Source organism: Burkholderia cenocepacia (assembly GCF_900446215.1).
In the GTDB taxonomy this organism is placed as follows: domain Bacteria; phylum Pseudomonadota; class Gammaproteobacteria; order Burkholderiales; family Burkholderiaceae; genus Burkholderia; species Burkholderia cenocepacia.
In genome coordinates this window covers 377880-401685 of sequence record NZ_UAQZ01000001.1, presented here as the reverse complement: position 1 = coordinate 401685, position 23806 = coordinate 377880, and the positions used below count along the sequence as shown (strand labels likewise).

General features: G+C 67.4%; 24 protein-coding genes. 13 read left to right on the top strand and 11 right to left on the bottom strand.

Going from position 1 to position 23806, the window contains the following annotated elements:
• Nucleotides 1-296 precede the first annotated feature (296 nt).
• From DTA15_RS01840 to DTA15_RS01810, 7 genes are all read left to right on the top strand, one after another.
• Nucleotides 297-1001: a GntR family transcriptional regulator gene (locus DTA15_RS01840; RefSeq protein WP_006490206.1), complete on the top strand. Its 705-nt coding sequence runs from the start codon at nucleotides 297-299 to the stop codon at nucleotides 999-1001.
• A 149-nt stretch (nucleotides 1002-1150) separates the two neighbouring features.
• A complete protein-coding gene (locus DTA15_RS01835; RefSeq protein ID WP_006490228.1) occupies nucleotides 1151-2635 on the top strand; it encodes an NCS1 family nucleobase:cation symporter-1 in 1485 nt (494 codons plus the stop codon).
• A gap of 10 nt (nucleotides 2636-2645) precedes the next feature.
• Nucleotides 2646-3437: an aspartate/glutamate racemase family protein gene (locus DTA15_RS01830; protein ID WP_006490202.1), complete on the top strand. Its 792-nt coding sequence runs from the start codon at nucleotides 2646-2648 to the stop codon at nucleotides 3435-3437.
• Nucleotides 3438-3597: 160 nt separating this feature from the next.
• The gene (gene puuE / locus DTA15_RS01825) at nucleotides 3598-4551 is read left to right on the top strand and encodes an allantoinase PuuE (protein WP_006490231.1); all 954 of its coding nucleotides are present in this window, start codon (nucleotides 3598-3600) and stop codon (nucleotides 4549-4551) included.
• A complete protein-coding gene (gene uraD / locus DTA15_RS01820; RefSeq protein WP_006490235.1) occupies nucleotides 4548-5069 on the top strand; it encodes a 2-oxo-4-hydroxy-4-carboxy-5-ureidoimidazoline decarboxylase in 522 nt (173 codons plus the stop codon). The genes puuE and uraD overlap by 4 nt, the downstream gene beginning before the upstream one ends.
• Nucleotides 5070-5131: 62 nt before the next feature.
• Complete coding sequence (gene alc, locus DTA15_RS01815) at nucleotides 5132-6145, top strand: allantoicase (protein WP_006490198.1); 1014 nt, start codon at nucleotides 5132-5134, stop codon at nucleotides 6143-6145.
• Entirely contained in the window at nucleotides 6142-6654 is a 513-nt protein-coding gene (locus DTA15_RS01810; protein WP_006490209.1) for an ureidoglycolate lyase, read from the top strand. Before alc ends, DTA15_RS01810 begins: the two co-directional genes overlap by 4 nt.
• A gap of 81 nt (nucleotides 6655-6735) precedes the next feature.
• Here the strand turns inward: DTA15_RS01810 and DTA15_RS01805 are convergent, their stop codons facing one another.
• The gene (locus DTA15_RS01805; protein ID WP_006490214.1) at nucleotides 6736-7701 is read right to left on the bottom strand and encodes a LysR family transcriptional regulator; all 966 of its coding nucleotides are present in this window, start codon (nucleotides 7699-7701) and stop codon (nucleotides 6736-6738) included.
• Nucleotides 7702-7851: 150 nt separating this feature from the next.
• On the opposite strand from DTA15_RS01805, the gene DTA15_RS01800 reads away from it, so the two are divergent.
• Nucleotides 7852-8256: a RidA family protein gene (locus DTA15_RS01800; RefSeq protein WP_006490208.1), complete on the top strand. Its 405-nt coding sequence runs from the start codon at nucleotides 7852-7854 to the stop codon at nucleotides 8254-8256.
• A 33-nt stretch (nucleotides 8257-8289) separates the two neighbouring features.
• On the opposite strand, the gene DTA15_RS01795 is transcribed toward DTA15_RS01800, so the two are convergent.
• Nucleotides 8290-9105, bottom strand: coding sequence for an aminotransferase class IV family protein (locus DTA15_RS01795; RefSeq protein ID WP_012492683.1), 816 nt, complete (start codon nucleotides 9103-9105; stop codon nucleotides 8290-8292).
• A 134-nt stretch (nucleotides 9106-9239) separates the two neighbouring features.
• Between DTA15_RS01795 and DTA15_RS01790 the strand changes: the two genes are divergently transcribed.
• Both DTA15_RS01790 and DTA15_RS01785 read left to right on the top strand, forming a co-directional pair.
• Nucleotides 9240-10160, top strand: a complete 921-nt coding sequence (locus DTA15_RS01790; RefSeq protein WP_006490229.1) for a LysR substrate-binding domain-containing protein — start codon at nucleotides 9240-9242, stop codon at nucleotides 10158-10160.
• A gap of 60 nt (nucleotides 10161-10220) precedes the next feature.
• Nucleotides 10221-10631 carry an ACT domain-containing protein gene (locus tag DTA15_RS01785; protein ID WP_006490233.1) on the top strand — a complete coding sequence of 137 codons (411 nt, stop codon included), beginning with the start codon at nucleotides 10221-10223 and terminating at the stop codon, nucleotides 10629-10631.
• A gap of 102 nt (nucleotides 10632-10733) precedes the next feature.
• On the opposite strand, the gene DTA15_RS01780 is transcribed toward DTA15_RS01785, so the two are convergent.
• Together DTA15_RS01780 and uraH are read right to left on the bottom strand one after the other, a co-directional pair.
• Nucleotides 10734-11927, bottom strand: coding sequence for a urate hydroxylase PuuD (locus DTA15_RS01780; protein ID WP_006490217.1), 1194 nt, complete (start codon nucleotides 11925-11927; stop codon nucleotides 10734-10736).
• 51 nt (nucleotides 11928-11978) lie between these two features.
• Entirely contained in the window at nucleotides 11979-12332 is a 354-nt protein-coding gene (gene uraH, locus DTA15_RS01775; RefSeq protein WP_006490200.1) for a hydroxyisourate hydrolase, read from the bottom strand.
• A 507-nt stretch (nucleotides 12333-12839) separates the two neighbouring features.
• Here uraH and DTA15_RS01765 point away from each other — a divergent pair.
• Complete coding sequence (locus tag DTA15_RS01765) at nucleotides 12840-14252, top strand: 8-oxoguanine deaminase (RefSeq protein ID WP_006490193.1); 1413 nt, start codon at nucleotides 12840-12842, stop codon at nucleotides 14250-14252.
• A 95-nt stretch (nucleotides 14253-14347) separates the two neighbouring features.
• Here the strand turns inward: DTA15_RS01765 and DTA15_RS01760 are convergent, their stop codons facing one another.
• Together DTA15_RS01760 and DTA15_RS01755 are read right to left on the bottom strand one after the other, a co-directional pair.
• Complete coding sequence (locus tag DTA15_RS01760; RefSeq protein ID WP_006490213.1) at nucleotides 14348-15277, bottom strand: LysR substrate-binding domain-containing protein; 930 nt, start codon at nucleotides 15275-15277, stop codon at nucleotides 14348-14350.
• Between the two features lie 221 nt (nucleotides 15278-15498).
• Nucleotides 15499-15708 (bottom strand): dodecin, encoded by a 210-nt coding sequence (locus DTA15_RS01755; RefSeq protein WP_006493215.1) that lies wholly within the window; start codon nucleotides 15706-15708, stop codon nucleotides 15499-15501.
• Between the two features lie 134 nt (nucleotides 15709-15842).
• On the opposite strand from DTA15_RS01755, the gene DTA15_RS01750 reads away from it, so the two are divergent.
• A complete protein-coding gene (locus DTA15_RS01750) occupies nucleotides 15843-16736 on the top strand; it encodes an NAD(P)-dependent oxidoreductase (RefSeq protein ID WP_006493213.1) in 894 nt (297 codons plus the stop codon).
• 66 nt (nucleotides 16737-16802) lie between these two features.
• On the opposite strand, the gene DTA15_RS01745 is transcribed toward DTA15_RS01750, so the two are convergent.
• From DTA15_RS01745 to DTA15_RS01730, 4 genes are all read right to left on the bottom strand, one after another.
• Nucleotides 16803-17249, bottom strand: coding sequence for a hypothetical protein (locus DTA15_RS01745; protein ID WP_006488003.1), 447 nt, complete (start codon nucleotides 17247-17249; stop codon nucleotides 16803-16805).
• Nucleotides 17250-17582: 333 nt separating this feature from the next.
• On the bottom strand, nucleotides 17583-18014 hold the full coding sequence (mscL, locus tag DTA15_RS01740; protein WP_006487991.1) for a large conductance mechanosensitive channel protein MscL: 432 nt from the start codon (nucleotides 18012-18014) through the stop codon (nucleotides 17583-17585).
• Nucleotides 18015-18252: 238 nt separating this feature from the next.
• Nucleotides 18253-19431 (bottom strand): tetratricopeptide repeat protein, encoded by a 1179-nt coding sequence (locus DTA15_RS01735; RefSeq protein WP_006487999.1) that lies wholly within the window; start codon nucleotides 19429-19431, stop codon nucleotides 18253-18255.
• A 95-nt stretch (nucleotides 19432-19526) separates the two neighbouring features.
• The gene (locus DTA15_RS01730) at nucleotides 19527-20207 is read right to left on the bottom strand and encodes a PspA/IM30 family protein (RefSeq protein ID WP_006487987.1); all 681 of its coding nucleotides are present in this window, start codon (nucleotides 20205-20207) and stop codon (nucleotides 19527-19529) included.
• 443 nt (nucleotides 20208-20650) lie between these two features.
• Between DTA15_RS01730 and DTA15_RS01725 the strand changes: the two genes are divergently transcribed.
• Nucleotides 20651-23173 (top strand): penicillin-binding protein 1A, encoded by a 2523-nt coding sequence (locus tag DTA15_RS01725; RefSeq protein ID WP_006488026.1) that lies wholly within the window; start codon nucleotides 20651-20653, stop codon nucleotides 23171-23173.
• Nucleotides 23174-23257: 84 nt separating this feature from the next.
• Here DTA15_RS01725 and DTA15_RS01720 read toward each other — a convergent pair whose 3' ends face one another.
• Entirely contained in the window at nucleotides 23258-23692 is a 435-nt protein-coding gene (locus DTA15_RS01720; protein WP_006487979.1) for a DUF3574 domain-containing protein, read from the bottom strand.
• Nucleotides 23693-23806 lie beyond the last annotated feature (114 nt).

Sequence of the window (23806 nt, the reverse complement as noted above, 5' to 3'; positions counted from 1 at the left end):
CGATCGAAAGGCGGGTTTTCCCGCCTTTTTCTTCATGTAAACGCGCAACTAACGGTCCATATTTTTCGTCGACGTCCACGCAACTTTCGCCCGTCCGTGCACCATTTTTGTCAACAAAATGGCCGGGCGGGTATACGACGAGAAGGGCCTCCGTATTGCCTGTCAGGCTTGTCGTGCATGGAATTCGTGCGCACTGCACCGAATGGAGACATGCCGGCGCACGCCGATTGTGCGGAATCCTGCAAAAGAATTGTTGACAATCTTTATGTCCGCCCTAGGATGAGGACCATCACACGATGCAGATCATGAACGAGCCCGATTCCTCTCCGTCCGGTGCAGCCGGTCCCGAAGCGATCGCCGAGCGCATCCGCACGGCGATCCTCGAGCATCGGCTCGCGCCCGGCGCGAAGCTGACGGAGGCGCAGCTCTGCGACGTGTTCGGCGTGAAGCGCGGGACGATCCGCCAGGCGCTCGCGCAGCTCGCGACCGACAAGCTGGTCGACCTCGAGCCGAACCGCGGGGCGTTCGTCGCGAGCCCGACGCTGCAGGACGTGCACGAAGTGTTCGAGATGCGCCGGATCATCGAGCTGGCCGTGGTCGAGCGGCTCGCGACCGGCCCCGGCGCCAGGCGCTTGAAGGGCGTCGCCGCGCTGATCGACAAGGAACGCAAGGCGTTCGAGCGGCACGACTTCGCCGCGTGGATCCGGCTGTCGGGTGAATTCCATACGGCGCTCGCGACGCTGATGGGCAATGCGACGCTCAGCGAGTGCCTCGAAGGGCTCGTCGCACGCTCGACGCTGATGTCGGCGCTGTACGAATCGCACGGGCGCAGCCCATGCTCGTGCGACGACCACGACGAGATCCTCGCCGCGCTGGAGGCGGGCGATCCGAAGCAGGCGGTGACGCTGATGGCGCGCCACCTGCAGCATGTCGAACTGAAGATGCTGGACCGGCCCGCGCAAGGGCAGGTCGATTTGCGCGAAGTGTTCGGCGGCGCCTGAGCGGCGACGCGAACCCGGCCGCGCGCCACAGAACGAGCGAAATGCGGGCCCGCGGTGTTTGCCGCGGGCCGCTGGTCCGACTCCGGGCGACGATCCGGAGCGATATCGATGACGGTGGAGCGGCCTTCCGGCCGCGTCAAGGAGAAGTCATGGCTCAGTTCAGTGTGGCGCACGACAGCGCCTATCCGGCGGAAGAAGGCGGCGAGGGCGGCGGTCCGGCGTTGCCTGATGGTTACAGCGAACGTCTGTACAACGAAGATTTGGCACCCCTTAAAAATCAGACATGGGGCTCGTACAACATCTTCGCGTTCTGGATGTCGGACGTGCACAGCGTCGGCGGCTACGTGTTCGCGGGCAGCCTGTTCGCGCTCGGGCTGACGAGCTGGCAGGTGCTGATCGCGCTGATCGTCGGCATCGGCCTCGTGAACGCGCTGTGCAACCTGATCGCGCGGCCGAGCCAGCAGATCGGCGTGCCGTATCCGGTCGCATGCCGCGCGACGTTCGGCGTGCTCGGCGCGAACGTGCCGGCCGTGATCCGCGGGCTGATCGCGATCGCGTGGTACGGCATCCAGACTTATCTTGCGTCGAGCGCGCTCGTGATCGTCGTGCTGAAATTCTTCCCGCAATGGCTGCCGTATGCGGACGTCCATCGCTACGGCTTCCTCGGGCTGTCGGCGGTCGGCTGGGCCGGCTTCATGCTGTTGTGGGTGCTGCAGGCGTTCGTGTTCTGGAACGGGATGGAGACGATCAAGAAGTTCATCGACTTCGCGGGCCCGGCCGTCTATGTCGTGATGTTCATCCTGGCCGGCTACATGGTGTGGCGCGCAGGCTGGCGCAACATCGGCATCAACCTCGGCGGCGTCAAGTATCACGGCGCGGAAGTGATTCCGGTGATGATTACCGCCGTGTCGCTCGTCGTGTCGTACTTCTCCGGGCCGATGCTGAACTTCGGCGATTTCTCGCGCTACTGCCGCTCGTTCGGCGAAGTGAAGCGCGGCAATTTCTGGGGGCTGCCGGTCAACTTCCTCGCGTTCTCGCTGGTCACGGTGATCACGACGGCCGCGACGCTGCCGGTGTTCGGCGAACTGATCACCGACCCGGTCGAGACGGTCGGCCGCATCGATCATCCGACCGCGGTGATCCTCGGCGCGCTGACGTTCACGATCGCGACGATCGGCATCAACATCGTCGCGAACTTCGTGTCGCCCGCGTTCGATTTCTCGAACGTCGCGCCGCGCCTGATCAGTTGGCGCGCGGGCGGGATGCTCGCGGCCGTCGCGTCGATCTTCATCACGCCGTGGAACCTGTTCAACAACCCGGCCGTGATCCACTACACGCTCGACGTGCTCGGCGCGTTCATCGGCCCGCTGTACGGCGTGCTGATCGCCGACTTCTACCTCGTCAAGCGCGGCCGCCTCGTGCGCGACGACCTGTACACGATGTCGGAAAGCGGCAGCTACTGGTACACGGGCGGCGTGAACCGCCGCGCGCTCGCCGCGCTGTTGCCGGCCGCGGTGATCGCGGTGGCCTGCGTGATGGTGCCGGGCTGGCAGGGTGTCGCGAATTTCTCGTGGTTCATCGGCGCGGGGCTCGGCTTCGTGTTCTACCGGCTGCTCGTGAGCGCGAAGGCGTAAGGAGCGTGCGATGAAGATCCGACTGATCAATCCGAACACGACGCAGCGGATGACCGACGCGATGGGCCGCTGCGCGCGCGAGGTCGCGGCCGCCGGCACGGAGATCGTCGCCGTGAGCCCGCCGATGGGGCCGCCGTCGATCGAAGGATATTACGACGAGGCGCTCGCGACGCCGGGCCTCCTCGCGGAGATCGCGCAGGGCGAGCGCGACGGCTGCGACGCATACGTGATCGCGTGTTTCGGCGATCCGGGCCTGTACGCCGCGCGCGAGCTCGCGCGCGGGCCGGTGATCGGCATCGCCGAGGCCGCGATGCATGCGGCGAGCGTGCTCGCGCCGGGCTTCTCGGTCGTCACGACGCTCGCGCGCACCTGCGGGATGGCGTGGCACCTCGCGGAGCGCTACGGGATGAAGCGGTTCTGCCGCAACGTGCGCGCGACCGACGTCGCGGTGCTCGAACTCGACCGGCCCGGCTCGGCCGCGCGCCGGATCATCGTCGACGAATGCCGGCGCGCGCTCGACGAGGACGGCGCCGACGCGATCGTGCTCGGCTGCGCGGGGATGGCCGAATTCGCGCACGAGATCGAGCAGCAGATCGGCGCGCCGGTGGTCGAGGGCGTCACGGCGGCCGTGAAGTGGGCCGAGGCGCTGGTCGCGCTGCGTCTCGCCACCGCGAAACGCGGCGACTACGCGCGGCCGCTGCCGAAGCGCTACGACGGCGCGTTCGCCCGCTTCAGCCCGTCGGACGGGGATGCGGCGGAACCGGTCCCGAATTTGCCGCAACCGCACATACACACCGTCTGACACGCACTATCTGCGCCGCTGTATGGGCGCGTATGAACCTTTTCGCTACACTGGGCCGTCATCGCATCGGCTTGTGCGGCCGGCCTCCGGCACCGCGCGGTCGATGCGAACCCATTATTTCAGCCCGCTCATTCAGCCCGTTTTCGTTGCACTTCGAACCATGTCACTCGATCCCAACTATCCTCGCGACCTGATCGGCTACGGCCGCCATCCCGTTCAGGCGAACTGGCCGGGGCGCGCCCGCGTCGCCGTGCAATTCGTGCTGAACTACGAGGAGGGCGGCGAGAACTGCGTGCTGCACGGCGATCCGGGCTCCGAGCAGTTCCTGTCCGAAATCGTCGGCGCGGCCGCGTATCCGGACCGCCACATGAGCATGGAGTCGATCTACGAATACGGGTCGCGGGCCGGCGTGTGGCGCATCCTGCGCGAATTCGAGAAGCGCGGGTTGCCGCTGACGGTATTCGGCGTCGGCATGGCGATCGAGCGGCATCCGGAACTCGCGCGCGCCTTCGTCGAGCTCGGCCATGAGATCGCATGCCACGGCTGGCGCTGGATCCACTACCAGAGCATGGCGCCGGAGCTCGAAGCCGAGCACATGCGCCTCGGCATGGAGGCGATCGAGCGCGTGACGGGCGAGCGCCCGCTCGGCTGGTATACCGGCCGCGACAGCCCCAATACGCACCGCCTGGTCGCCGAATACGGCGGCTTCCTGTACGACTCCGACAACTACGGCGACGACCTGCCGTTCTGGATGGACGTCGAAGTGTCGGGCGGCCGCACGTCGCCGCAGCTGATCGTGCCGTACACGCTCGACACGAACGACATGCGTTTCGCGACGCCGCAGGGCTTCAACACCGGCGACCACTTCTTCGACTACCTGCGCGACGCATTCGACGTGCTGTACGCGGAAGGCGACGAGGCGCCGAAGATGCTGTCGATCGGCATGCACTGCCGACTGCTCGGCCGGCCGGGCCGGTTCCGCGGGCTGCAGCGTTTCCTCGATCACATCGAGAAGCACGATCGCGTATGGGTGACGCGCCGTGTCGATATCGCGCGTCACTGGCGTGAACATCATCCGTATCAGCCCAATCATCGAAACGAAGGGAAAGCATGAAGGCGATGCGCTACACGTTGGAGCAACTGAACACGATGGCGCCGAGCGCATTTGTCGCGGCGCTGTCGGGGATTTTCGAACATTCGCCGTGGGTGGCCGAAGTCGCCGCGGGCGAGCGGCCGTTCGCGAGCATCGACGCGCTGCACAAGACGATGTCGGGCGCGGTGGAAAACGGCGGCGAAGTGCGCCAGCTCGCGCTGATCAACGCTCACCCGGAGCTGGCCGGCAAGGCCGCCGTGCGCGGCGAGCTGACGGCCGAGTCGACCCGCGAACAGAGCGGCGCAGGCCTCGACCAGTGCACGCAGGAAGAATTCGACAAGCTGCTGACGCTGAACCGCACGTATCGCGAGAAGTTCGGCTTCCCGTTCATCCTCGCAGTGCGCGGTTATGATCGCCACGGCATCATCGCGAATTTCGAGTCGCGCGTGAATCATTCGCGCACCGAGGAACTGCGCACGAGCCTCGACCAGATCTACCGGATCGCGCGCTTCCGCCTCGACGACCTGATCGACGCCTGACACCGCAATACGGCCTGCTGCGTCGCAGCGGCCTGATCGCCTCACTGAAACAAGGAAACATCATGGCTGTTCCGCTTCTCGATCCGAACGCACCCGATTTCACGCGGCGCTACGTGAATCTTGCCGACCCGCGTCTCGGTGCGCAGGCGCTCGAGGCCAGCGACGACTTCTTCGCGCCGAAGGACCGGATGCTGAACCCCGAGCCGGCCGTCTTCATTCCCGGCAAGTACGACGACCACGGCAAGTGGATGGACGGCTGGGAAACGCGCCGCAAGCGTACGACCGGCTACGACTGGTGCATCGTCAAGCTCGCGCGCCCGGGCGTGATCAAGGGCTTCGACATCGACACGAGCCATTTCACCGGCAACTTCCCGCCGGCCGCGTCGATCGAGGCCGCGTTCGTGGCCGACGGCGCGCCGACGCATGCGACCGAGTGGGTCGAGATCGTGCCGTCGACGACGCTGCAGGGCAACAGCCATCACTACGTCGAAGCGCACGACGCACGGGCGTTCACGCATCTGCGCGTAAACATCTACCCGGACGGCGGCATCGCGCGCCTGCGCGTGTACGGCCAGCCGCAGCTCGACTGGGCCGGCGCGAGCGCGACCGAGCAGTTCGACCTCGCGGCGATGGAAAACGGCGGTTACGTGGTGGCCGCGAACAACCAGCACTTCGGCGTCGCGTCGAACCTGCTGCTGCCGGGCCGCGGCGTGAACATGGGCGACGGCTGGGAAACCCGCCGCCGCCGCGAGCCGGGCAACGACTGGGCGATCATCGCGCTCGCGCAGCCGGGCGTGATCCGCAAGATCGAAGTCGATACCGCGTTCTTCAAGGGCAACTATCCGGATCGCTGCTCGATCCAGGCCGCGTACGTGTCGGGCGGCACGGACAGCTCGCTGATCACGCAGTCGATGTTCTGGCCGGTGCTGCTCGGCGAACAGAAGCTGCAGATGGACAAGCAGCACTACTTCGAACAGGACATCGCGTCGCTCGGCCCCGTCACGCACGTGCGACTGAACATCATTCCGGACGGCGGCGTGTCGCGCCTGCGTCTGTGGGGGACGCTCGACAAATGAAGACGCTTGCCATCGAACCGCTGACCAAGGAAGCCTTCGCGCCGTTCGGCGACGTGATCGAAACGGAAGGGGCGAAGCAGATCCCGATCAACCTCGGCACGACGATCCGCTTTCACGATCTCGCGAAAGTCGACGTGACCGATGAAGGCGGCCGCACGCTCGTCAACCTGTTCCGCGGCCAGCCGCGCACGCTGCCGTTCGAAGTGAAGATGCTGGAGCGGCACCCGCTCGGCAGCCAGGCGTTCGTGCCGCTGAACGACCAGCCGTATCTCGTCGTCGTCGCGCCCGCGGGCGATCTCGACCCGGCGAAGATCCGTGCGTTCGTGACGAGCGGCTGGCAGGGCGTCAACTACGCGAAGGGCGTGTGGCATCACCCGCTGATCGCGCTCGGCGGCGTCAGCGACTTCATCGTCGTCGATCGCGGCGGCGACGGCTTGAACCTGAACGAGCAGGATCTGCAGGAATCGCTGTGGCTCACCGAGGATGCACTGGATGCGGTGACGGCCTGAGTCAGGCCGATCCGATCGTCCTCCCGTCGAAACCCGCGCGGCCTGCGCGGGTTTTTTCATGGACGCTCGCCTGCGCGCGAATCAGATGGACGAGGATTGGCGCATCGCGCGCGAACCCTGGCCGCCGCGCCGCCGGGTGGCGACCGGCGCATGCTGCGTCATCAGCTCGGCCACCCAGTCGACGAACACGCGCAGCTTCGCGCTGACGTGCCGGTTCGGCGGGAAGGCGACGTACATCGGCATCGGTTCGAGTTGCCATTGCGCGAACAGCGGCACCAGTTCGCCGTTCGCGCGATACGCGGCGGCCATGTAGTCGGGCAGCCACAGGATGCCGAGCCCTGCGAGGCCGGCTGCGAGGTACGCATTGCCGTCGTCGACCGCGAGCACGTAGCGCCCACGCACGTGGACCTGCTCGCCGTCGCATGCCATCGCGAACGGCAGCGTCTTGCCGGTGCGCGCCCACAGAAAGCCGACGACGCGATGATGCGCGTCGTCCAGTTCGGCCGGATGCGACGGCGTACCGGCGCGCGCGAGATAGGCGGGCGATGCGTACACGCCGAGCCGCAGGTCGCCGATGTGGCGCGCGACCAGCGAGCGGTCGGTCGGCTCGCCGCCGCGCACGACGCAATCGACGTTCTCGCCGATCACGTCGACCACGCGGTCGCTCACGCCCATGTCGAGCTGGATGTCCGGATGGCGCGCATGAAACGCGGGTAGCGCGGGGATCAGGATCAGGCGCGCGAACGGGCTCGGCACGTCCACCCGCAGCCGCCCGCGCGGCGACGCCGACGCCGCGGACAGGCTCGTTTCGGCATCGTCCATGTCGGCCAGCAGCCGCACGACACGTTCGTAGTACGCGGCGCCGTCGGCCGTGACGACGACCTTGCGGGTCGTGCGGTTGAACAGCTTCACGCGCAGCCGCGCTTCGAGCTGCTGCACCAGTTGCGTGACGGTGGTGCGGCTCATGTGCAGCGTGTCGGCTGCCTTCGTGAAGCTGCCGGCTTCCACCACGCGGGCGAACGCCTGCATTGCGTCGAATCGATCCATCGGGTCGGGGCTCCGCGTCGGTCGCAGGATTGTTTGGGATGTGCAAACAGTGTTGGACAGGGTTGCCGGTTTATCCGCCGCGCAACGGTCCTTAAAGTGCCTTCATCGTTGATGCACGGGCATGCCGCCCAAGACCGATGGAGGTGTCGAATGGCAAAGCGTAGCGCAGTTTTTCCGCCGGGTCGCCAGGCGCTGTACGACCGCAACCGTTATTCGCCGGCGCTGCGCGCGAACGGCTTCCTGTTCGTATCCGGGCAGGTGGGCAGCCGCGAGGACGGCTCGCCCGAGCCGGAACTGGGCGCGCAGGTGCGCCGTGCGTTCGACAACCTGAATGCGGTGCTGCGCGCGGCCGGCTGCACGTTCGACGACGTCGTCGACGTGATGGTGTTCCTCGTCGATCCCGAAGCGACGTTCGAGCGGGTCTGGGCGATCGTGCCCGAATACTGGGGCGACGCACCGCATCCGACGCTGACCGCCGTCGGCGCGACGTGGCTGTATGGGTTTCAGTTCGAGATCAAGGTGATTGCGCGGTTGCCGGAGACGGGCGACGCATGAGCATTCGGCGCCTGGGTTTCAGCTTGGCGTGCATCACGGCGCGACGGCCGGCTCGTGTTCATACGCGCGATGCAGCAGCGCGACGAACGACGACGAATCGGGCAGCGTCGCCGTGCCGAGCCGGCGCACCGCGATGGCCGGCGTCCATGAATTCATCACGACGGCGCCGGCCAGTGACGGCAGGTCGGCCGGCCTGACTTCACGGTCGTGCTGCGCGACGCCGAGGCGTGCCAGTTGCCGCCGCAGGATGCCCATCGTGACACCGCCGAGCATGCCGGCCACCGGCCACACGACCGCGTCGCCGGTCCAGAACGCCAGATTCCAGATCGAGCCTTCGCTGATGCGCCCGTGGCGATCGATGAACGCCGCATCGTCGAAACCCCGTGAGACCGCGCGGCGCAGAAAGTGCGTTTTCGCGACTTCGCCGACGTGCTTGATCGCCGGCAGCACGCGCTCGTAGTCGAACAGCGCGAGATCGAGTGGGCCTGCGGGCCCCGACGACGGCGCCGCGGTGCGCACCAGCACGTCGAGCGTTTCATCGGCGCGCGGCGCGACGAATTCGCCGCTCGTCGCATGAACGGTCGCGGTCAGCGACAGCGCCGATGGCGCGTGCTCGAGCGCGGCGTGCAGGAACGTGCGCATTCGTGCGTCGGGCAGCGCCTGCCCGAACAGTGCATTCGATGCTTCGCGCAGCCGGGCGAGATGCAGGTCGAGGCCGCGCACGCGCCCGTCGCGGACCTGCATCGCGGTGAAATGCGCGTGGCCCGCGAAGGCCAGCGCGGCGAGTGCATCCGGCGCGGCGGTCGTGCCGTTGAGTTGAGTGACGGACGGGAACGATACGGCGGTCATCGGCAAATCTCCGGGTTCGGCCGCGGGCACGGGGCGGCGCGCGGCATCTTCAAGAACGGCTATTGTTTGCTCATTGATGGCGTCATGAAAAACGAGTAGTTTTCGGACGGTCATCAAATTCCTTTTGAAGATCGATGGAACGCATGTGGCCCGGTACGCGCGCGCTGAGGACGTTCGATGCAGCGGCGCGGCACCTGAATTTCTCGCGGGCGGCCGACGAGGTCGGGTTGACGCCGGCCGCCGTCAGTCACCAGATCAAGGAAATCGAAGCGCAACTCGGCATGGACCTGTTCGTCCGTACGAGCCGCAGCATCCGGCTGACGCCCGCCGGCGTCGTGCTGGCCGGCGCGGCCGCCGACGCGCTGGCGGGCCTGCAACGTGCGACCGCACGGGCGCGCCGCCTCGCGCGCGAGCAGACCGAACTGCGCGTGTCGGTCGGCGCACGCTTCGCGACGCACTGGCTGCTGCCGCGCCTGCCGCGTTTCAGGGCCGCCCATCCCGCGCTCGAACTCACGTTCGACATCACCGATCGCCTGCGCGATTTCGCCGACGACGATGTGGACGTCGCGATCCGCTTCGGCACCGGGCGTTACCGCGATGCAGGTGCGCAGCGCCTGTTCGGCACGTCGGTCGTCGCGGTCTGCAGCCCGGCGCTGCTGTCGGCCGGGCAGCCGCCGCGCGTGCCGCGCGACCTGCTGCGCTACACGCTGTGCCACGCCGACTGCGAAGTCGACGGCGTGCGCTGGCCGCGCTGGTCGGCATGGATGACGGCAGCCGGGGTCGCAGGTTTCGACGACAGCCGGTGCGTCGCGTTTCCGGATTCCAGCCACGTCGTGCAGGCCGTGGCGGACGGCGCGGCGGTCGGGCTGGCCGAGCCGCACATGATCGTGCGCGATCTCGCGGACGGGCGCCTCGTGCGGCTGTTCGACGTGAGCGTCGACGTGGCGCCGGCGCTCGCGTATCACGTCGTATATCCGGCGCACCTGCAGGATGATCCGCGCATCGTCGCGTTGCGCGGCTGGCTCGCGGACGAAGTCGCGACGGTGCGCGTGTAGCGCGTGCTATCGTGCCCGCAGCGCCACTGCACGACGCCCGCTTCCGGGCGCGATCTTCCGATGAGCCAGCCTGAAAACGACCTCGCGGTCCTGCTGCGCACGATGCGGCCCGAACTGCATCCGGGCGCGCTCGCGTTCATCGCGCTGCCGCACGACGCCGACGTATCGGTATCCGACGTGATCGCGACGTTCCGCGAAGCGGAAGGGCTGACGGTCGTGGTCGACGAGCAGACGGCCGCCCGGCGCGGCTGGCCGGTGCTGTTCCGCGCCGCCTGGATCACGCTCACCGTGCATTCCGACCTCGCGGCCGTCGGCCTCACGGCCGCATTCGCACGCGCGCTCGGTGCGGCCGGCATCAGTTGCAACGTGATGGCCGCCGCGTACCACGATCACATCTTCGTGCCGTTCGACGACGGCCCGCGCGCCCGCGATGCACTCGTCGCACTGCAGCGCGACGCGATGCGCGGCTGACGCGCGCAGGGCATTCTGAGCGGGCAAAAAAAACGGGCCCGTGACCGGGCCCGCGAACGGAGAGGATGGCGCCGGCGCATGACCGTGCCGGCGCCGGGCGGCTTACTTGACCGCGCCGCCCTCGAACCAGGCGGCGAGCTTGGTCCGCTCGTCGTCGGTCATGTGCGTGACGTTGCCGATCGGCATCGCCTTCAGGCGCACGGCCTGGTCGTAGATGCGCTGCGCGTTCTTCGACACTTCGTCCGGCGTATCGAACATCACGCCCGCGGGCGCGCTGCCCATCAGCGTCGGCTTGGCCGAGTGGCACTCGACGCAGCGCTGCTGCAGGATCGGCATGATGTCGTTGATCACGATCTTCGGTGCGTTGGCCGCTTGCGCTTCCGGTGCGACCGGCTTCGGCATCGTCCACACCAGCGCGCCCGACAGCAGCGCGACGCCGCCGATCGGCAGGTACCACAGCTGCTTGCCGCGGTGACGCATCACGAAGAACTGGCGAATCAGGGCGCCGGCCAGCATGATCAGCACGAGCACGACCCAGTTGAACTTGTTCGTGTACGTCATCGCATAGTGGTTCGACAGCATCGCGAACACGACCGGCAGCGTGAAGTACGTGTTGTGCACCGAACGCTGCTTGCCGCGCTTGCCGTAGATCGGGTTCGGCTCTTCGCCCTTGAGCATCTTGTCGACCATCTTGCGCTGGCCGGGGATGATCACGAAGAACACGTTCGCCGACATGATCGTCGCGAGCATCGCGCCGACGATCAGGTAGGCGGCACGGCCCGAGAAGATGTGGCACGCGAGGTACGCCGCGACGACGACGTACAGGCCGACGCAGATGCCCAGCACGCGGTCGTTGGTGCCGAGGATGCGGCACAGCGAGTCGTAGACGATCCAGCCGGCGGCGAGGAAGCCGAGCGCGGACGCGACGGCGACGACCGGGCCCATGTCGAGCACGTTCTTGTCGATCAGGTACGTGTTCGGGGCGAGCAGGTACAGCACGAAGAACAGCGTGAAGCCCGACAGCCACGTCGTGTACGACGGCCACTTCGACCAGTGCAGGTCATCCGGCATTTCCGGCGGGGCGACCGTGTACTTCTGCATGTTGTAGAAGCCGCCGCCGTGGACGTGCCACAGCTCGCCGAACACGCCGCGCTTGCGCTGGTTCGGGTCGGTCGGCGGTTTCAGGCTGTTGTCGAGCGCGACGAAATAGAACGACTCGCCGATCCACGCAATCGCGACGATGACGTGCAGCCATCGCAGCGCGAGGTTCAGCCAGTCGGTGATGAAGCCTTCCATGAAACTCCTCCAGACTCAGATTTTGTCTTGATGCGGGCGCTGATGCGTATGTCAGCTGCCGCGATAGGTGCTGTACGACCACGGCGACACGAGCAGCGGCACGTGGTAGTGCGATGCGGTGTCGGCGATGCCGAAGCGGAGCACGACGCGGTCGACGAAGCGGGGTTCGGGCACCTTCACGCCGAGCGCCGCGAAGTAGTCGCCGGCATGGAATACGAGTTCGTATTCGCCGGCGGCGAGCGCCGCGCCTTCGAGCAGGGGTTCGTCGCAGCGGCCGTCGCTATTGGTCAGCACGGTCTTGATCGCGCGGCGCGATTCGCCGTCCAGCGCGTAGAGGTCCACCTTGATGGCGGCGCCGGGACGGCCGTGCGCCGTATCGAGTACGTGGGTAGTGAGCTTTCCCATTCGTTGTTCCTTGTGTGAATGCGAGGTTCGGCGGCGGCTCGATCCATGACTGTGCGGCGGATCGAGGCTCCACGTCACGTGGCTACATACCCGTCGGCGAGAGTGAAGCGAGCGCCGTGCAGGCATTGTAAAAAGGTTCCCCACGCAAATACGGGCGCGATATCAAAGATAATGCGCCGCGCATGAGCGGCTGTCGACGGCCCGCCGGATAGGGCTTCGAGCGGCGGTTGCGGGCGCCCGGCAGGGCGGCGGGCGGCGTACCATACCGAATCCCTGAAGGGCGGTATTCCGGATCGCGCATTGTGCGCGGCGCGCGCTTGGGCGATCCTCCCGCCGTGCGCGTCGGCCCGTGGCCCGCGCGTACCCCGAAGACGGCGAGCACGCCGGGTAACCGGGCCAGGGCGTTCGAACGGACGCAGGCACCGGGGCGTGCCGCGATTCAGCGTTCGAACGGCTGTGTGACCGCCTCCAGGACAGCCCCTGGAGGCAGACCGACGCGGAGAACGCATGAATCTCGAGCAGCACGCTGGCGCACGCGCGCCGAACCCCTCCTCATCCCGCCCGACGACCCTGCTGGTCAAGCACGCCGACGTGCTCGTGACCATGGACGACACGCGTCGCGAGCTGCGCGACGCAGGGCTCTACATCGAAGACAACCGGATCGTCGCGGTCGGCCCGAGCGCCGAGCTGCCGGACACGGCCGACGAAGTGCTCGACCTGCGCGGCCACCTCGTGATCCCGGGGCTCGTGAACACGCACCACCACATGTACCAGAGCCTCACGCGCGCGGTGCCGGCCGCGCAGAACGCCGAGCTGTTCGGCTGGCTCACGAACCTGTACCGGATCTGGGCGCACCTGACGCCCGAGATGATCGAGGTGTCGACGCTCACCGCGATGGCCGAGCTGCTGCAGTCGGGCTGCACGACGTCGAGCGACCATCTGTACATCTACCCGAACGGCAGCCGGCTCGACGACAGCATCGGCGCCGCGCAGCGGATCGGCATGCGCTTTCACGCGAGCCGCGGCGCGATGAGCGTCGGCCAGCGCGACGGCGGGCTGCCGCCCGATTCGGTCGTCGAGCGCGAACCTGACATCCTGCGCGACGCGCAGCGCCTGATCGAGACCTATCACGACGAAGGCCGCTACGCGATGCTGCGCGTGGTGGTCGCGCCGTGCTCGCCGTTCTCGGTGAGCCGCGAGCTGATGCGCGACGCGGCCGTGCTGGCGCGCGAATACGGCGTGTCGCTGCACACGCACCTCGCGGAGAACGTCAACGACATCGCGTACAGCCGCGAGAAGTTCGGGATGACGCCTGCCGAATATGCGGAAGATCTCGGCTGGGTCGGCCACGACGTGTGGCATGCGCACTGCGTGCAGCTCGACGATGCGGGCATCGGCCTGTTCGCGCGTACCGGCACGGGCGTCGCGCACTGTCCGTGTTCGAACATGCGGCTCGCGTCCGGCATCGCGCCGGTGAAGAAGATGCGGCTCGCGGGCGTGCCGGTCGGGCTTGGCGTCGACGGTTCCGCGTCGAACGACGGCGCGCAGATGGTGGCGGAAGTGCGCCAGGCGCTGCTGCTGCAGCGGGTCGGCTTCGGGCCCGACGCGATGACCGCGCGCGAAGCGCTCGAGATCGCAACGCTCGGCGGCGCGAAGGTGCTGAACCGCGACGACATCGGCGCGCTGAAACCCGGCATGGCCGCGGATTTCGCCGCGTTCGACCTGCGGCAGCCGCTGTTCGCGGGCGCGTTGCACGATCCGGTCGCGGCGCTCGTGTTCTGCGCGCCGTCGCAGACGGCATACACGGTGGTGAACGGGAAGGTGGTGGTGCGGGAAGGGCGGCTGGCGACGCTCGATCTGCCGCCCGTGATCGAGCGTCACAATGCGCTCGCGCACGCACTCGTCGAGGCATCGCGCTGAAGCAGCGCTGAAGCCGCGCGGCGGCGGCCAGGCCGGGCGCGCCGCCCCCGGCCATCGTCGCCCCGCGCCGTGAAAGCGCGGGCGCGTGCAGGCCGTTACGGCTCGATCAGCGTGCGGGTGGCTTCGGCGACGAGGCTGCGCAGCCAGCGCACTTCGTCGGAGTAATGGCAGCGTTCGTGCCACAGCTGGTAGTACTGCATCGGCGGGAAGTCGAGCGGCGCCGGCACGACGGACAGCGGCAGGAACTTCGCGTAGTGATCGGCGAACAGCCGCGTGGTCGTGAAGATCAGGTCCGACTTCACGAGCACGTACGGCGCGAGGTTGAAGTACGGCAGCGTGACGACCACGTGGCGCTTGAGCCTCTCGCGCGCGAGATGCACGTCGATCGCGCCGCGCTGGCCGACCGAGTACGGCGTCGGCGCGAGGTGCGGTGCGTTCAGGTACTGGTCGAGCGTGAGCCCGCCGCGCTTCGCGAACGGGTGCGTATTGCTCATCAGGCAGACGATTTCGTCGACGAACAGGTTCGACAGGTGCAGTTGCTCGGGCGGCTCGGGCCAGTTGCCGACGACGATGTCGAGCTTGCCGTCTTCCAGCGCGAGCTCGTAGTCGAACGCGGGGCCGAGCGAATGGAACTCGAGCGTCGCATTCGGCGCGGCCTGGCGGAAGCGTTCGACGACGGTCGGGACGAACAGCACGTTCAGGTAGTCGGGGCAGCCGATCCGGTAACAGCGGATCGACGTGGCCGGATCGAAGTTGTGCTGCTGGAACTTGATGCGCTCGATTTCACGCAGCGCGTTCTGCACGGGCTCGAGCAGGCGCAGCCCGTATTCGGTCGGCACCATGCCGGATTTGCCGCGCACCAGCAGCGGGTCGCCGGTGATGTCGCGCAGGCGCCGCAGCGCGGCGCTGATCGCCGGTTGCGACTGGTTCAGTTTGACGGCCGCGCGCGTGACGCTGCGCTCCATCAACAAGGTGTGCAAGACGCGCAAGAGGTACGTGTCGATCGCCTCGCGTTGCTGACTCATGTTATCTCCGGTTTATATGGCTGGGCTGATCGAGGGGCGGGTGGGGTATATCGTTTTTAATATGAACGAAAATCAGCGTCAAGAGATGGATACCCGCAGGCACGCGGCGGCCGGGCCGCGACAAGGGGCCCGAACGGGATGCAATGCGGGGCGCGCGGCGCCGCACGGCTCCGCCTTGCGCGGATCCGGATCGCGGCGCGGCGGGTGCGGCGGTGCGCGCGTCAGTCGTCGATGCGCATGCCGACCTTCAGCGTGACCTGCCAGTGCACGACCTGGTCGCCTTCGATGTGACCGCGCGTTTCGGTCACCTGGAACCAGTGCAGGTTGTGCAGCGTCTTGCCGGCTTTCGAGATCGCGTTGCGAATCGCGTCGTCGCTCGATTGCCGCGACGAGCCGGTCAGTTCGATCATCTTGTACACGTGGTCGCTCATGATGCCTCCCTGGGACGTTCGCATGATGGGCCGGTGCAAGGCGCGCGCCCGCAACGGCGCCGTGCGTGCCCGGCTTCTTGAGTGATAGGTATGATGGGCGGCAAGTGCAACCCATATCGGAGACGAGGAACATCGTGGAAGTCGGATTTTGCGGACCGGGATTGATGGGCGCGCCGATGATTCGGCATTTGCTGGCGGCCGGGCATCGCGTCAGCGTGTGGAATCGCTCGCGCGAGAAGGCCGAGGCGCTCGTGAAGGACGGCGCGCAGGTAGTCGGCACGCCGCGCGAGCTGGCCGAGCGCGTCGATACGGTATTCGTGTGCGTGCTCGACGGTCGTGCGGTCGGCGACGTCGTGTTCGGCGAGCACGGGCTGCTTTCCGGTGGCGCGAATGCGCGTCGCCTGCAGCGCATCGTCGATCATTCGAGCATTCCGCCTGCCGCCACGCGCGACTACGCGGCGCGCGCGGCCGCGCTCGGGGTCGGCTGGGTCGATGCGCCGGTGTCCGGCGGCGTGCCGGGCGCGCAGGCCGGCACGCTCGCGGTGATGGCCGGCGGCCGCGCGGCCGATCTCGACGCGGTGCGCCCGCTGATCGATACGTACGCGTCGCGCATCACGCACATGGGCGACGCGGGCGCGGGCCAGACGGCGAAGCTGTGCAATCAGGCGATCGTGACCGCGACGGTCACCGCGATCGCCGAGGCGGTCGGCCTCGCGCAGGCGAGCGGCATCGACGCCGCGCGTCTGGCCGAGGCGCTGGCCGGCGGCTGGGCCGATTCGGTGCTGCTGCAGACGTTCGTGCCGCGCATGACGTCGGGCGGGCATCCGTCGATCGGCGCGCTCGCGACGTTCCAGAAGGATGTCGATGCCATCGCCGACGCCGCGCGCGACACGGGCGCGGTGATGCCCGTGTCGGCCACCGTGCAGCAGGTGCTGAGGCTCGGCGCGGCACAGGGGCTCGCCGGCGCCGATTTCGCCGCGTTCATCGACATCGTGCGGCCGAACAACGGCCGTCAACAGGTGTCGTGACGGGCAAGCGGAGCGTGTGAATGGCAGATGGGCCGCCCAAAGGCGGCCCATCGAATGACTGGCGGATCAGCCGAGCGAGCGGGGTGTCGTGTCGCCCGCGTTCTGGCGGCCGAGACCGCCGCGCAGGCTCGCTTTCGTGCCTGCACCAAACTCGGGCAGGATGCGCGCACGGGCGCGGCTCGCGAAGACGAGGAAGCCGAAGCCGTTTGCTTCGTACCAGTATCCGCCGTTCTCGAGGCCGTCGAGCGGCTGCTCGAGCGCGTTGGCGATCGATTCGATGCAGCGCTTGCGCAATTCGGCGATGGCCGGATAAGGCGGCTGTGCGCCGCGCACGCTGCACAGGAGCACGTCGAGGCCGGGCAGCACATGCGCATAGAGGACGGGTTCGTCCTGCGCGCGGGCGCGGGCAATCTTGGTGTCGAGCTGGGCAAACGGTTTCGAGTGACGCAGGACCGCGAGGAACGACTCCTGGCCATCCTGCGGCGCACGCCGACGTTTTTTCGGGAAGGACATAAACACTCGCCTCAAAAACAATTGCAAGAAATGCGGCACTTTCATGCGACCCACTCCCGGCTATGTACGCCGCATGTCGATCCTTTATAGCACACGAAAATGCTGCATTCGTGCAGTACGACGATCAATGTCTCCCGTCGACCTGCTCGCCATGATCGACACAGCCAGCGTCTTGGCGCCCGTACTGTCGTTTAGTCTCCATCATAGACCTGCTTTTCCCGCGCGTGCATTCGCTCGTCACAAAAAAATGAGATGGGCCGCATGCGGCGGTGCATCGTGTACGCAATAAAAAGGCCCGCACGAGGCGGGCCTGGCGGGCGGAGCGCGTGGCGATCAGCGCTGCTTGAGCGAATCGCGGATCTCGCGCAGCAGCACGGTGTCTTCCGGCGTCGCGGCCGGCGCGGCTTCTTCCGGCTTGCGCAGCTTGTTGATGAATTTCACCATCAGGAAAATGATGAACGCGAGGATAACGAAATTGATCGCCACGGTGATGAACGAGCCGTAGCCGAATGCGGCGACGCCTGCGGCCTGCAGGTCCTTGAACGAGTCGGGATTACCCTTGAACGTCGGGGGGATGGTGCCGAGCAGAACGAACTTGTTCGAGAAATCCAGACCGCCGGTCAGCACACCGATGACCGGCATGATGAGGTCTTTCACGACCGAGTCGACGATTTTCGAGAACGCGCCGCCGATGATCACGCCGACGGCGAGATCCATCACGTTGCCCTTGACGGCGAACTCCTTGAATTCCTTGATGATGCTCATGAGCGGCTTTCTCCTGGTTGGGGGCGAGAGGAGGCGTGCCGCGACGCGCAGGATTGCTTTGCGTCGAATCAGGGTCGGTGGCACGCCGATGGCCGCATGATAGCGAACGTGCCCCATTGCCGGTAGTCCATCTTGAAATGATTGACAAATCCGCGCGTCGGCGCGGCCGGTCATGCAACGGGGCGTGGCGTGCGTGTCAGGGCGTCGACATGCACGTCGACGCCCGGTGGCCAGGGGCTCAGGTGTTGTCGTCGGTCCAGCCGTCGTCGTTGCTGCCGAGGTCCATCCCGCCACCGCCGTTGCCGTCGCTCCAGTTCGAATCGTCGCCGCGGCCGAGGTCGAAGCCCGGGTCGGCTTCCTGCCGGCGGTGCTCGCCGTCGACGATCACGTCGTGTTCGACCACGCGATCGCGGCCGCCGGACATCGCCTGGCCGAGCAGCACGCCGGTCAGCAGTCCGCCCATCCCGCCGCCGAAACCGCCGCCTTGCTGGATCACGACGGGCGGCTGCTGTTGCGGATAGGGTTGTTGCGGCGGGTAGGGCTGCTGCTGATAGGGCTGGCCCTGGGCGCCCGTCACGCGATCGGCTTCCTGCGCGTACACGGAGCCGCTGCCGTTCGTCGGCGCCGCGGGCTGCGCGGCCGGGTCGGGGCGGCCCTCGACGCGCGCCTTCACGCTGGCGTGACGCTGTTCGAGTTCGTCGACGCGATACGGCGGCACCGGATTCTTGCCGTTCGACAGCGTTTCGACGAGCGTACGCGCGTCGTTCTCGATCGCTTCGAGTTCGCCGGTCAGCGCCGCGGCGCCCGGCGCCGTCGACAGCTTCGCATCGAGCTTGAGCGGCCGGATGTCGTTCAGCACGTCGGTCGCGCGCTTGAGCTGCGTGCGGCGTTCGTCGTCGGCGCGGCCGTTGTCGGCCGTGCGCGCGCGCCGCAGCGTCCAGCGCAGCACCAGCGCGATCACGGCGACGATCAGCCCGAGGCCGATCCACATGCCGGTCGACGGGCCGTGTTTTTCAGCCGGCGCGACGGCGGGGGCGAGCCCCGGCTGCAGCGTGCCGGCCTGCGTGGCCGACGGCGTGTTGCCGCTCACGCGCGCGGCGTCGGCGCGAATGCGCGACTCCGTTTGCGCGAAACGCGACGCGTCGGTGAAGCGCAGTTGCGGATCGAGCGATTTCGCGCGCTGCAGTTGCACGAGCGCGTCGGACGCGCGGCCTTCGCGGTCCAGCACCTGCGCATACAGGTAGCGCGCGTGCGCGTTGTTCGGATGGGCGTCGATGACTTGCGACAGCTGCGTGTCGGCGCGTTGCCAGTCACGCTGCGCGATCGACTGCTCGACCTGCTGCAGCGACGGTACCGCGAACGCGGCGGACGACAGCAACATCAGCGAGAGGCCGAGTGCGGCGAGAGATTTCTTCATGGTCGAACCGGGCGCAGGCGCCCGTCTCCTGACGGTCGGTTCGCGCCGCGCGCCCGGGCCGGGGCGCGGCGCGGCGCGGTGGCCCGCGATGGCGGTTACTGCGCGGGCGTATCGAGCTGCTTCTTCAGCGCGGCGAGGCGATCTTCCACCGACGGGCCCTTGTTCAGCGCGGCGAGCTTGTCGTCGAGCGCCTTGCCGCTCGACGTGTCGGCCGAATTGAGGCGCGCGTCCGAGCGCGCGTTCTGCAACGCGACCTTGTCCTCGAGCTTCTGGAAGTCCTCGGACAGGTTCTTGCCGCCGATGCCGCCCAGCGCGCTGGCGGCCACGTCCTTCGCCTGCGCGATTTCCTGCTTGGCCTGCAGGATGTTCGAGCGCGCATTCAGGTCGTTGCGGCGCTGGCGCATGTCGGCGATCTGCCCCTTCAGCTTGTCGACCGACGGCTCGAGCGTCGTCAGTTCGGCCGCGAGCGCATCGCGCTCGGCTTCCGCGTTCGACTGCGCCGCGAGCGCCTCGCGCGCGAGCGCTTCGTCGCCGCCCTGCAGCGCGCGCTTCGCGCCGTCCTCGTACTTCCTGACCTTGTCGTCGGCCGCATCGCGCTTGCTGCGCTGGGTCGCGACCTGTGCCTCGATCTCGATCAGCGAATTCTCGGCACGGCCGATGCTGTCGTCGAGCTCCCGCACGATCTGCCGTGCGTCGCGCGACGGATCCTGTACCGAATCGGCCGCATCGTTCAGCAGGCCTTTGATCGTGCGCGAAATAGAGTCGAAAAGCGACATGAAATCCTCCGTGGTTGAAAGGCGCCGCGTGACCGCGGCAATGCCCGTCGCGAGCCGGTTCCGGCCCGCGTGAGCCGGCGGATATTACACCACCGGTTCACTTAAATACGGCTTAAACGCGCGAGTTCAAGCGGCGCACGCATCAGGACGCCAAACCTTTCGCGACTGAAAGAAAAATGCCCGCGCACGCCGTATCGCGTGTCCATCATAGGCCGAGGATGCCGACAATACGTTCCGCAAATCACGGCATTGCGGGAATTTTTACAAAAAATCGCGAAGGCCCCCGGGCGATTTCATTAAAATGCGCTGTCACGTCGCGGGAACGGATCGCCGCGCGGCGGGGTCTGTCGACGTGACAGCCGCATCTCGATGCACCCACTCTGATTCATCCGCTTGCATTTCCGCATGCGTCCGAGGGCGCCACGTACGCCCGCCATTCCGACATGCCAATTATCAAACGACCGCCTTCTTCTTCCGACAGGAACGAGCCCCACTACACGCTGCGCCGTTCGCCGTCCGGAGCCTATTACCCCGATGACGACGATCGCGACGACGGCCGCCGCGCGCAGCAGCGCAGCGGCGGTGGCGGAGGGCGCCGCCGCACGTTCGGCTCGCGCGTCGCGCTGTGGTTCGTCGGCTTGTTCGCGACCCTGGCGGTGGTCGGCGCGCTGATCGTCGGCTACGCGCTGGTCGTGATGGCGCCGCAACTGCCGTCGCTCGACGCGCTGACGAACTACCAGCCGAAGGTGCCGCTGCGCGTGTTCACCGCCGACCACGTGCTGATCGGCGAGTTCGGCGAGGAGCGCCGCAGCCTCGTGCGCTTCCAGGATATTCCCGACGTGATGAAGAAGGCCGTGCTCGCGATCGAGGACTACCGCTTCTACGAGCACGGCGGCGTCGATTTCGTCGGCATCCTGCGCGCGGGCGTGGCCGACCTGATGCACGGCGGCGCGCGCCAGGGCGCGAGCACGATCACGATGCAGGTCGCGCGCAACTTCTTCCTGTCGAGCGAGAAGACCTACACGCGCAAGATCTACGAAATGCTGCTCGCGTACAAGATCGAGAAGGCCCTGACGAAGGACCAGATCCTCGAGCTGTACATGAACCAGATCTATCTCGGCCAGCGATCGTACGGTTTCGCGGCCGCGGCGCGCGTGTACTTCGGCAAGGACCTGAAGGACATCACGCTCGCGGAAGCGGCGATGCTCGCGGGGCTGCCGAAGGCGCCGTCCGCCTATAACCCGGTCGTCAATCCGAAGCGCGCGAAGGTGCGTCAGGAATACATCCTGAAGCGCATGCTCGACATCGGCTACATCACGCAGCCGCAGTACGACGAAGCGATCAAGGAAGAGATCCACGTGCGCACGCCGGGCAACCAGTACGCGGTGCACGGCGAGTACGTCGCCGAGATGGTGCGGCAGATGATGTACCAGCAGTACAAGGACGAAACCTATACGCGCGGGCTGACCGTCACGACGACGATCAACTCGGCCGACCAGGAAGCCGCGTACCAGGCCGTGCGTCGCGGCATTCTCGACTACGAGCGCCGCCACGGCTATCGCGGCCCCGAGGCATCGATCAACCTGCCCGCGGCCGGCGACGAACGCGACGAGGCGATCGACGATGCGCTCGCCGATCACCCGGACAACGGCGACCTGCAGTCGGCGGTCGTGCTGTCGGCGTCGCCGAACGCGGTCGAGGTGCAGTTCGTCGGCGGGGCGACCACGACGATCGGCCCGGCCGGGCTGCGTTTCGTCGCGGCCGCGCTGGGCGCCCGTGCGAACAACACGCTGCGCATCAAGCCGGGCTCGGTCGTGCGCGTGCTGAAGGACGGCAAGACGGGCTGGCAGGTCGTGCAGCTGCCGCAGGTCGAAGGCGCGCTCGTCGCGATTGCGCCGCAGGACGGTGCGATCCGCTCGCTCGTCGGCGGCTTCGACTTCAACAAGAGCAAGTTCAACCACGTGACGCAGGCGTGGCGGCAGCCGGGCTCGTCGTTCAAGCCGTTCATCTATTCGGCGTCGCTCGACAAGGGGCTCGGGCCGGCGACGATGATCAACGACGCGCCGCTGTACTTCCCGCCGAGCGTGCCGGGTGGCACCGCATGGGAGCCGAAGGACGACGACCAGCCGGACGGCCCGATGACGATGCGCACCGGCCTGCAGCGTTCGAAGAATCTCGTGTCGATCCGGATCCTCGCGTCGATCGGCACGCAGTATGCGCAGCAGTACGTGACACAGCGCTTCGGCTTCGATCCGGCGAAGACGCCGCCGTACCTGCCGATGGCGCTCGGCGCGGGCCTCGTGACGCCGCTGCAGCTCGCGACCGGCTACGCGGTGTTCGCGAACGGCGGGTACAAGGTCGACCCGTACCTGATCGCCGAAGTCGACGACGCACGCGGTCAGCCGCTGCAGAAGTCGCAGCCGGTGGTCGCGGGCGGCACGGCGCCGCGCACGATCGAAGGCCGCAACGCGTACGTGATGAACAGCCTGCTGCATTCGGTCGCGACGGCCGGCACGGGCGCGGGCACCAACGCGCTGGGCCGCAACGACCTGCAGGGCAAGACGGGTACCACGAACGATGCGAAGGACGGCTGGTTCGCCGGCTACCAGCAGTCGCTCGTCGCGGTCGCGTGGATGGGCTTCGACCAGCCGAAGAGCCTCGGTAGCCGCGAATTCGGTGCGCAGCTCGCGTTGCCGATCTGGGTGAACTACATGCGCACCGCGCTGAACGGCGTGCCCGAGCAGCAGATGCCGATGCCGGACGGCCTGACCACGATCGACGGGGAGCTGTACTATGCTGATCGCACGCCGGGCAACGGCTTCGTCGCGAACGTCGACATCAACCCGGCGGAGAACGCGATCAGCGCGAACGACGCACTGGGTTCGGCCGGCGCGGCCGGGCTGGCGCCGCCGCCCGTCACGCCGCAGGAGAAGCAGCAGATCATGGACATGTTCGAGAACAGGTAAGCGGTACGCCGTGCTTCAGACATGCCGACGGGCGCCTTCGGGCGCCCGTTTTGTCGTGCGCGGCCGGCAGTGGAGCGCGGTGAATCAGAACGACGCGCAGGCCGGCACGATGGTGATGCCGACCGATTGCTGATGGAACCGCTGGACGTATGCCTGCCGGATCGCGGCGAGCCGTGCGCGCGTGTCGGGCGTATCGTCGGCGATGATGCGGATCACGAAGCTGTCTTCGTGCGTGATCCTGTCGGTCGAGCGGTCGCGCCACTGGCCGTGCGTGTCCCAGTAGGTGAGGCCGTCGGGGAAGCGCGGCGTGACCGTGTCGGCGAGGAAGGCCGCGCGTTCGGCATCGGTGACGGGGCCGCGCCCGGCGACGTCGCGCCCGAACAGCAGGTCGGCCTGCAGCATGCGGCTTTCACCCGGTTGCGTGCAGGACGCGGATTGCGCGCCGGCGGTGGACGAGGCCGGCGCCGCGCAACCGGCGAGCAGCGCGAGCACCGCCGTGCATGCGGCCAGCCGCCGCATCTGCCCATTTCGTGACGATCGACCTTCGCGCGCGCAAAACGCTGCGCGCTCAACCACTTGCGTGCGGGTCCGGCGGGTTATCAACAGGGCTGTCAACATAATCTGGGGATAACC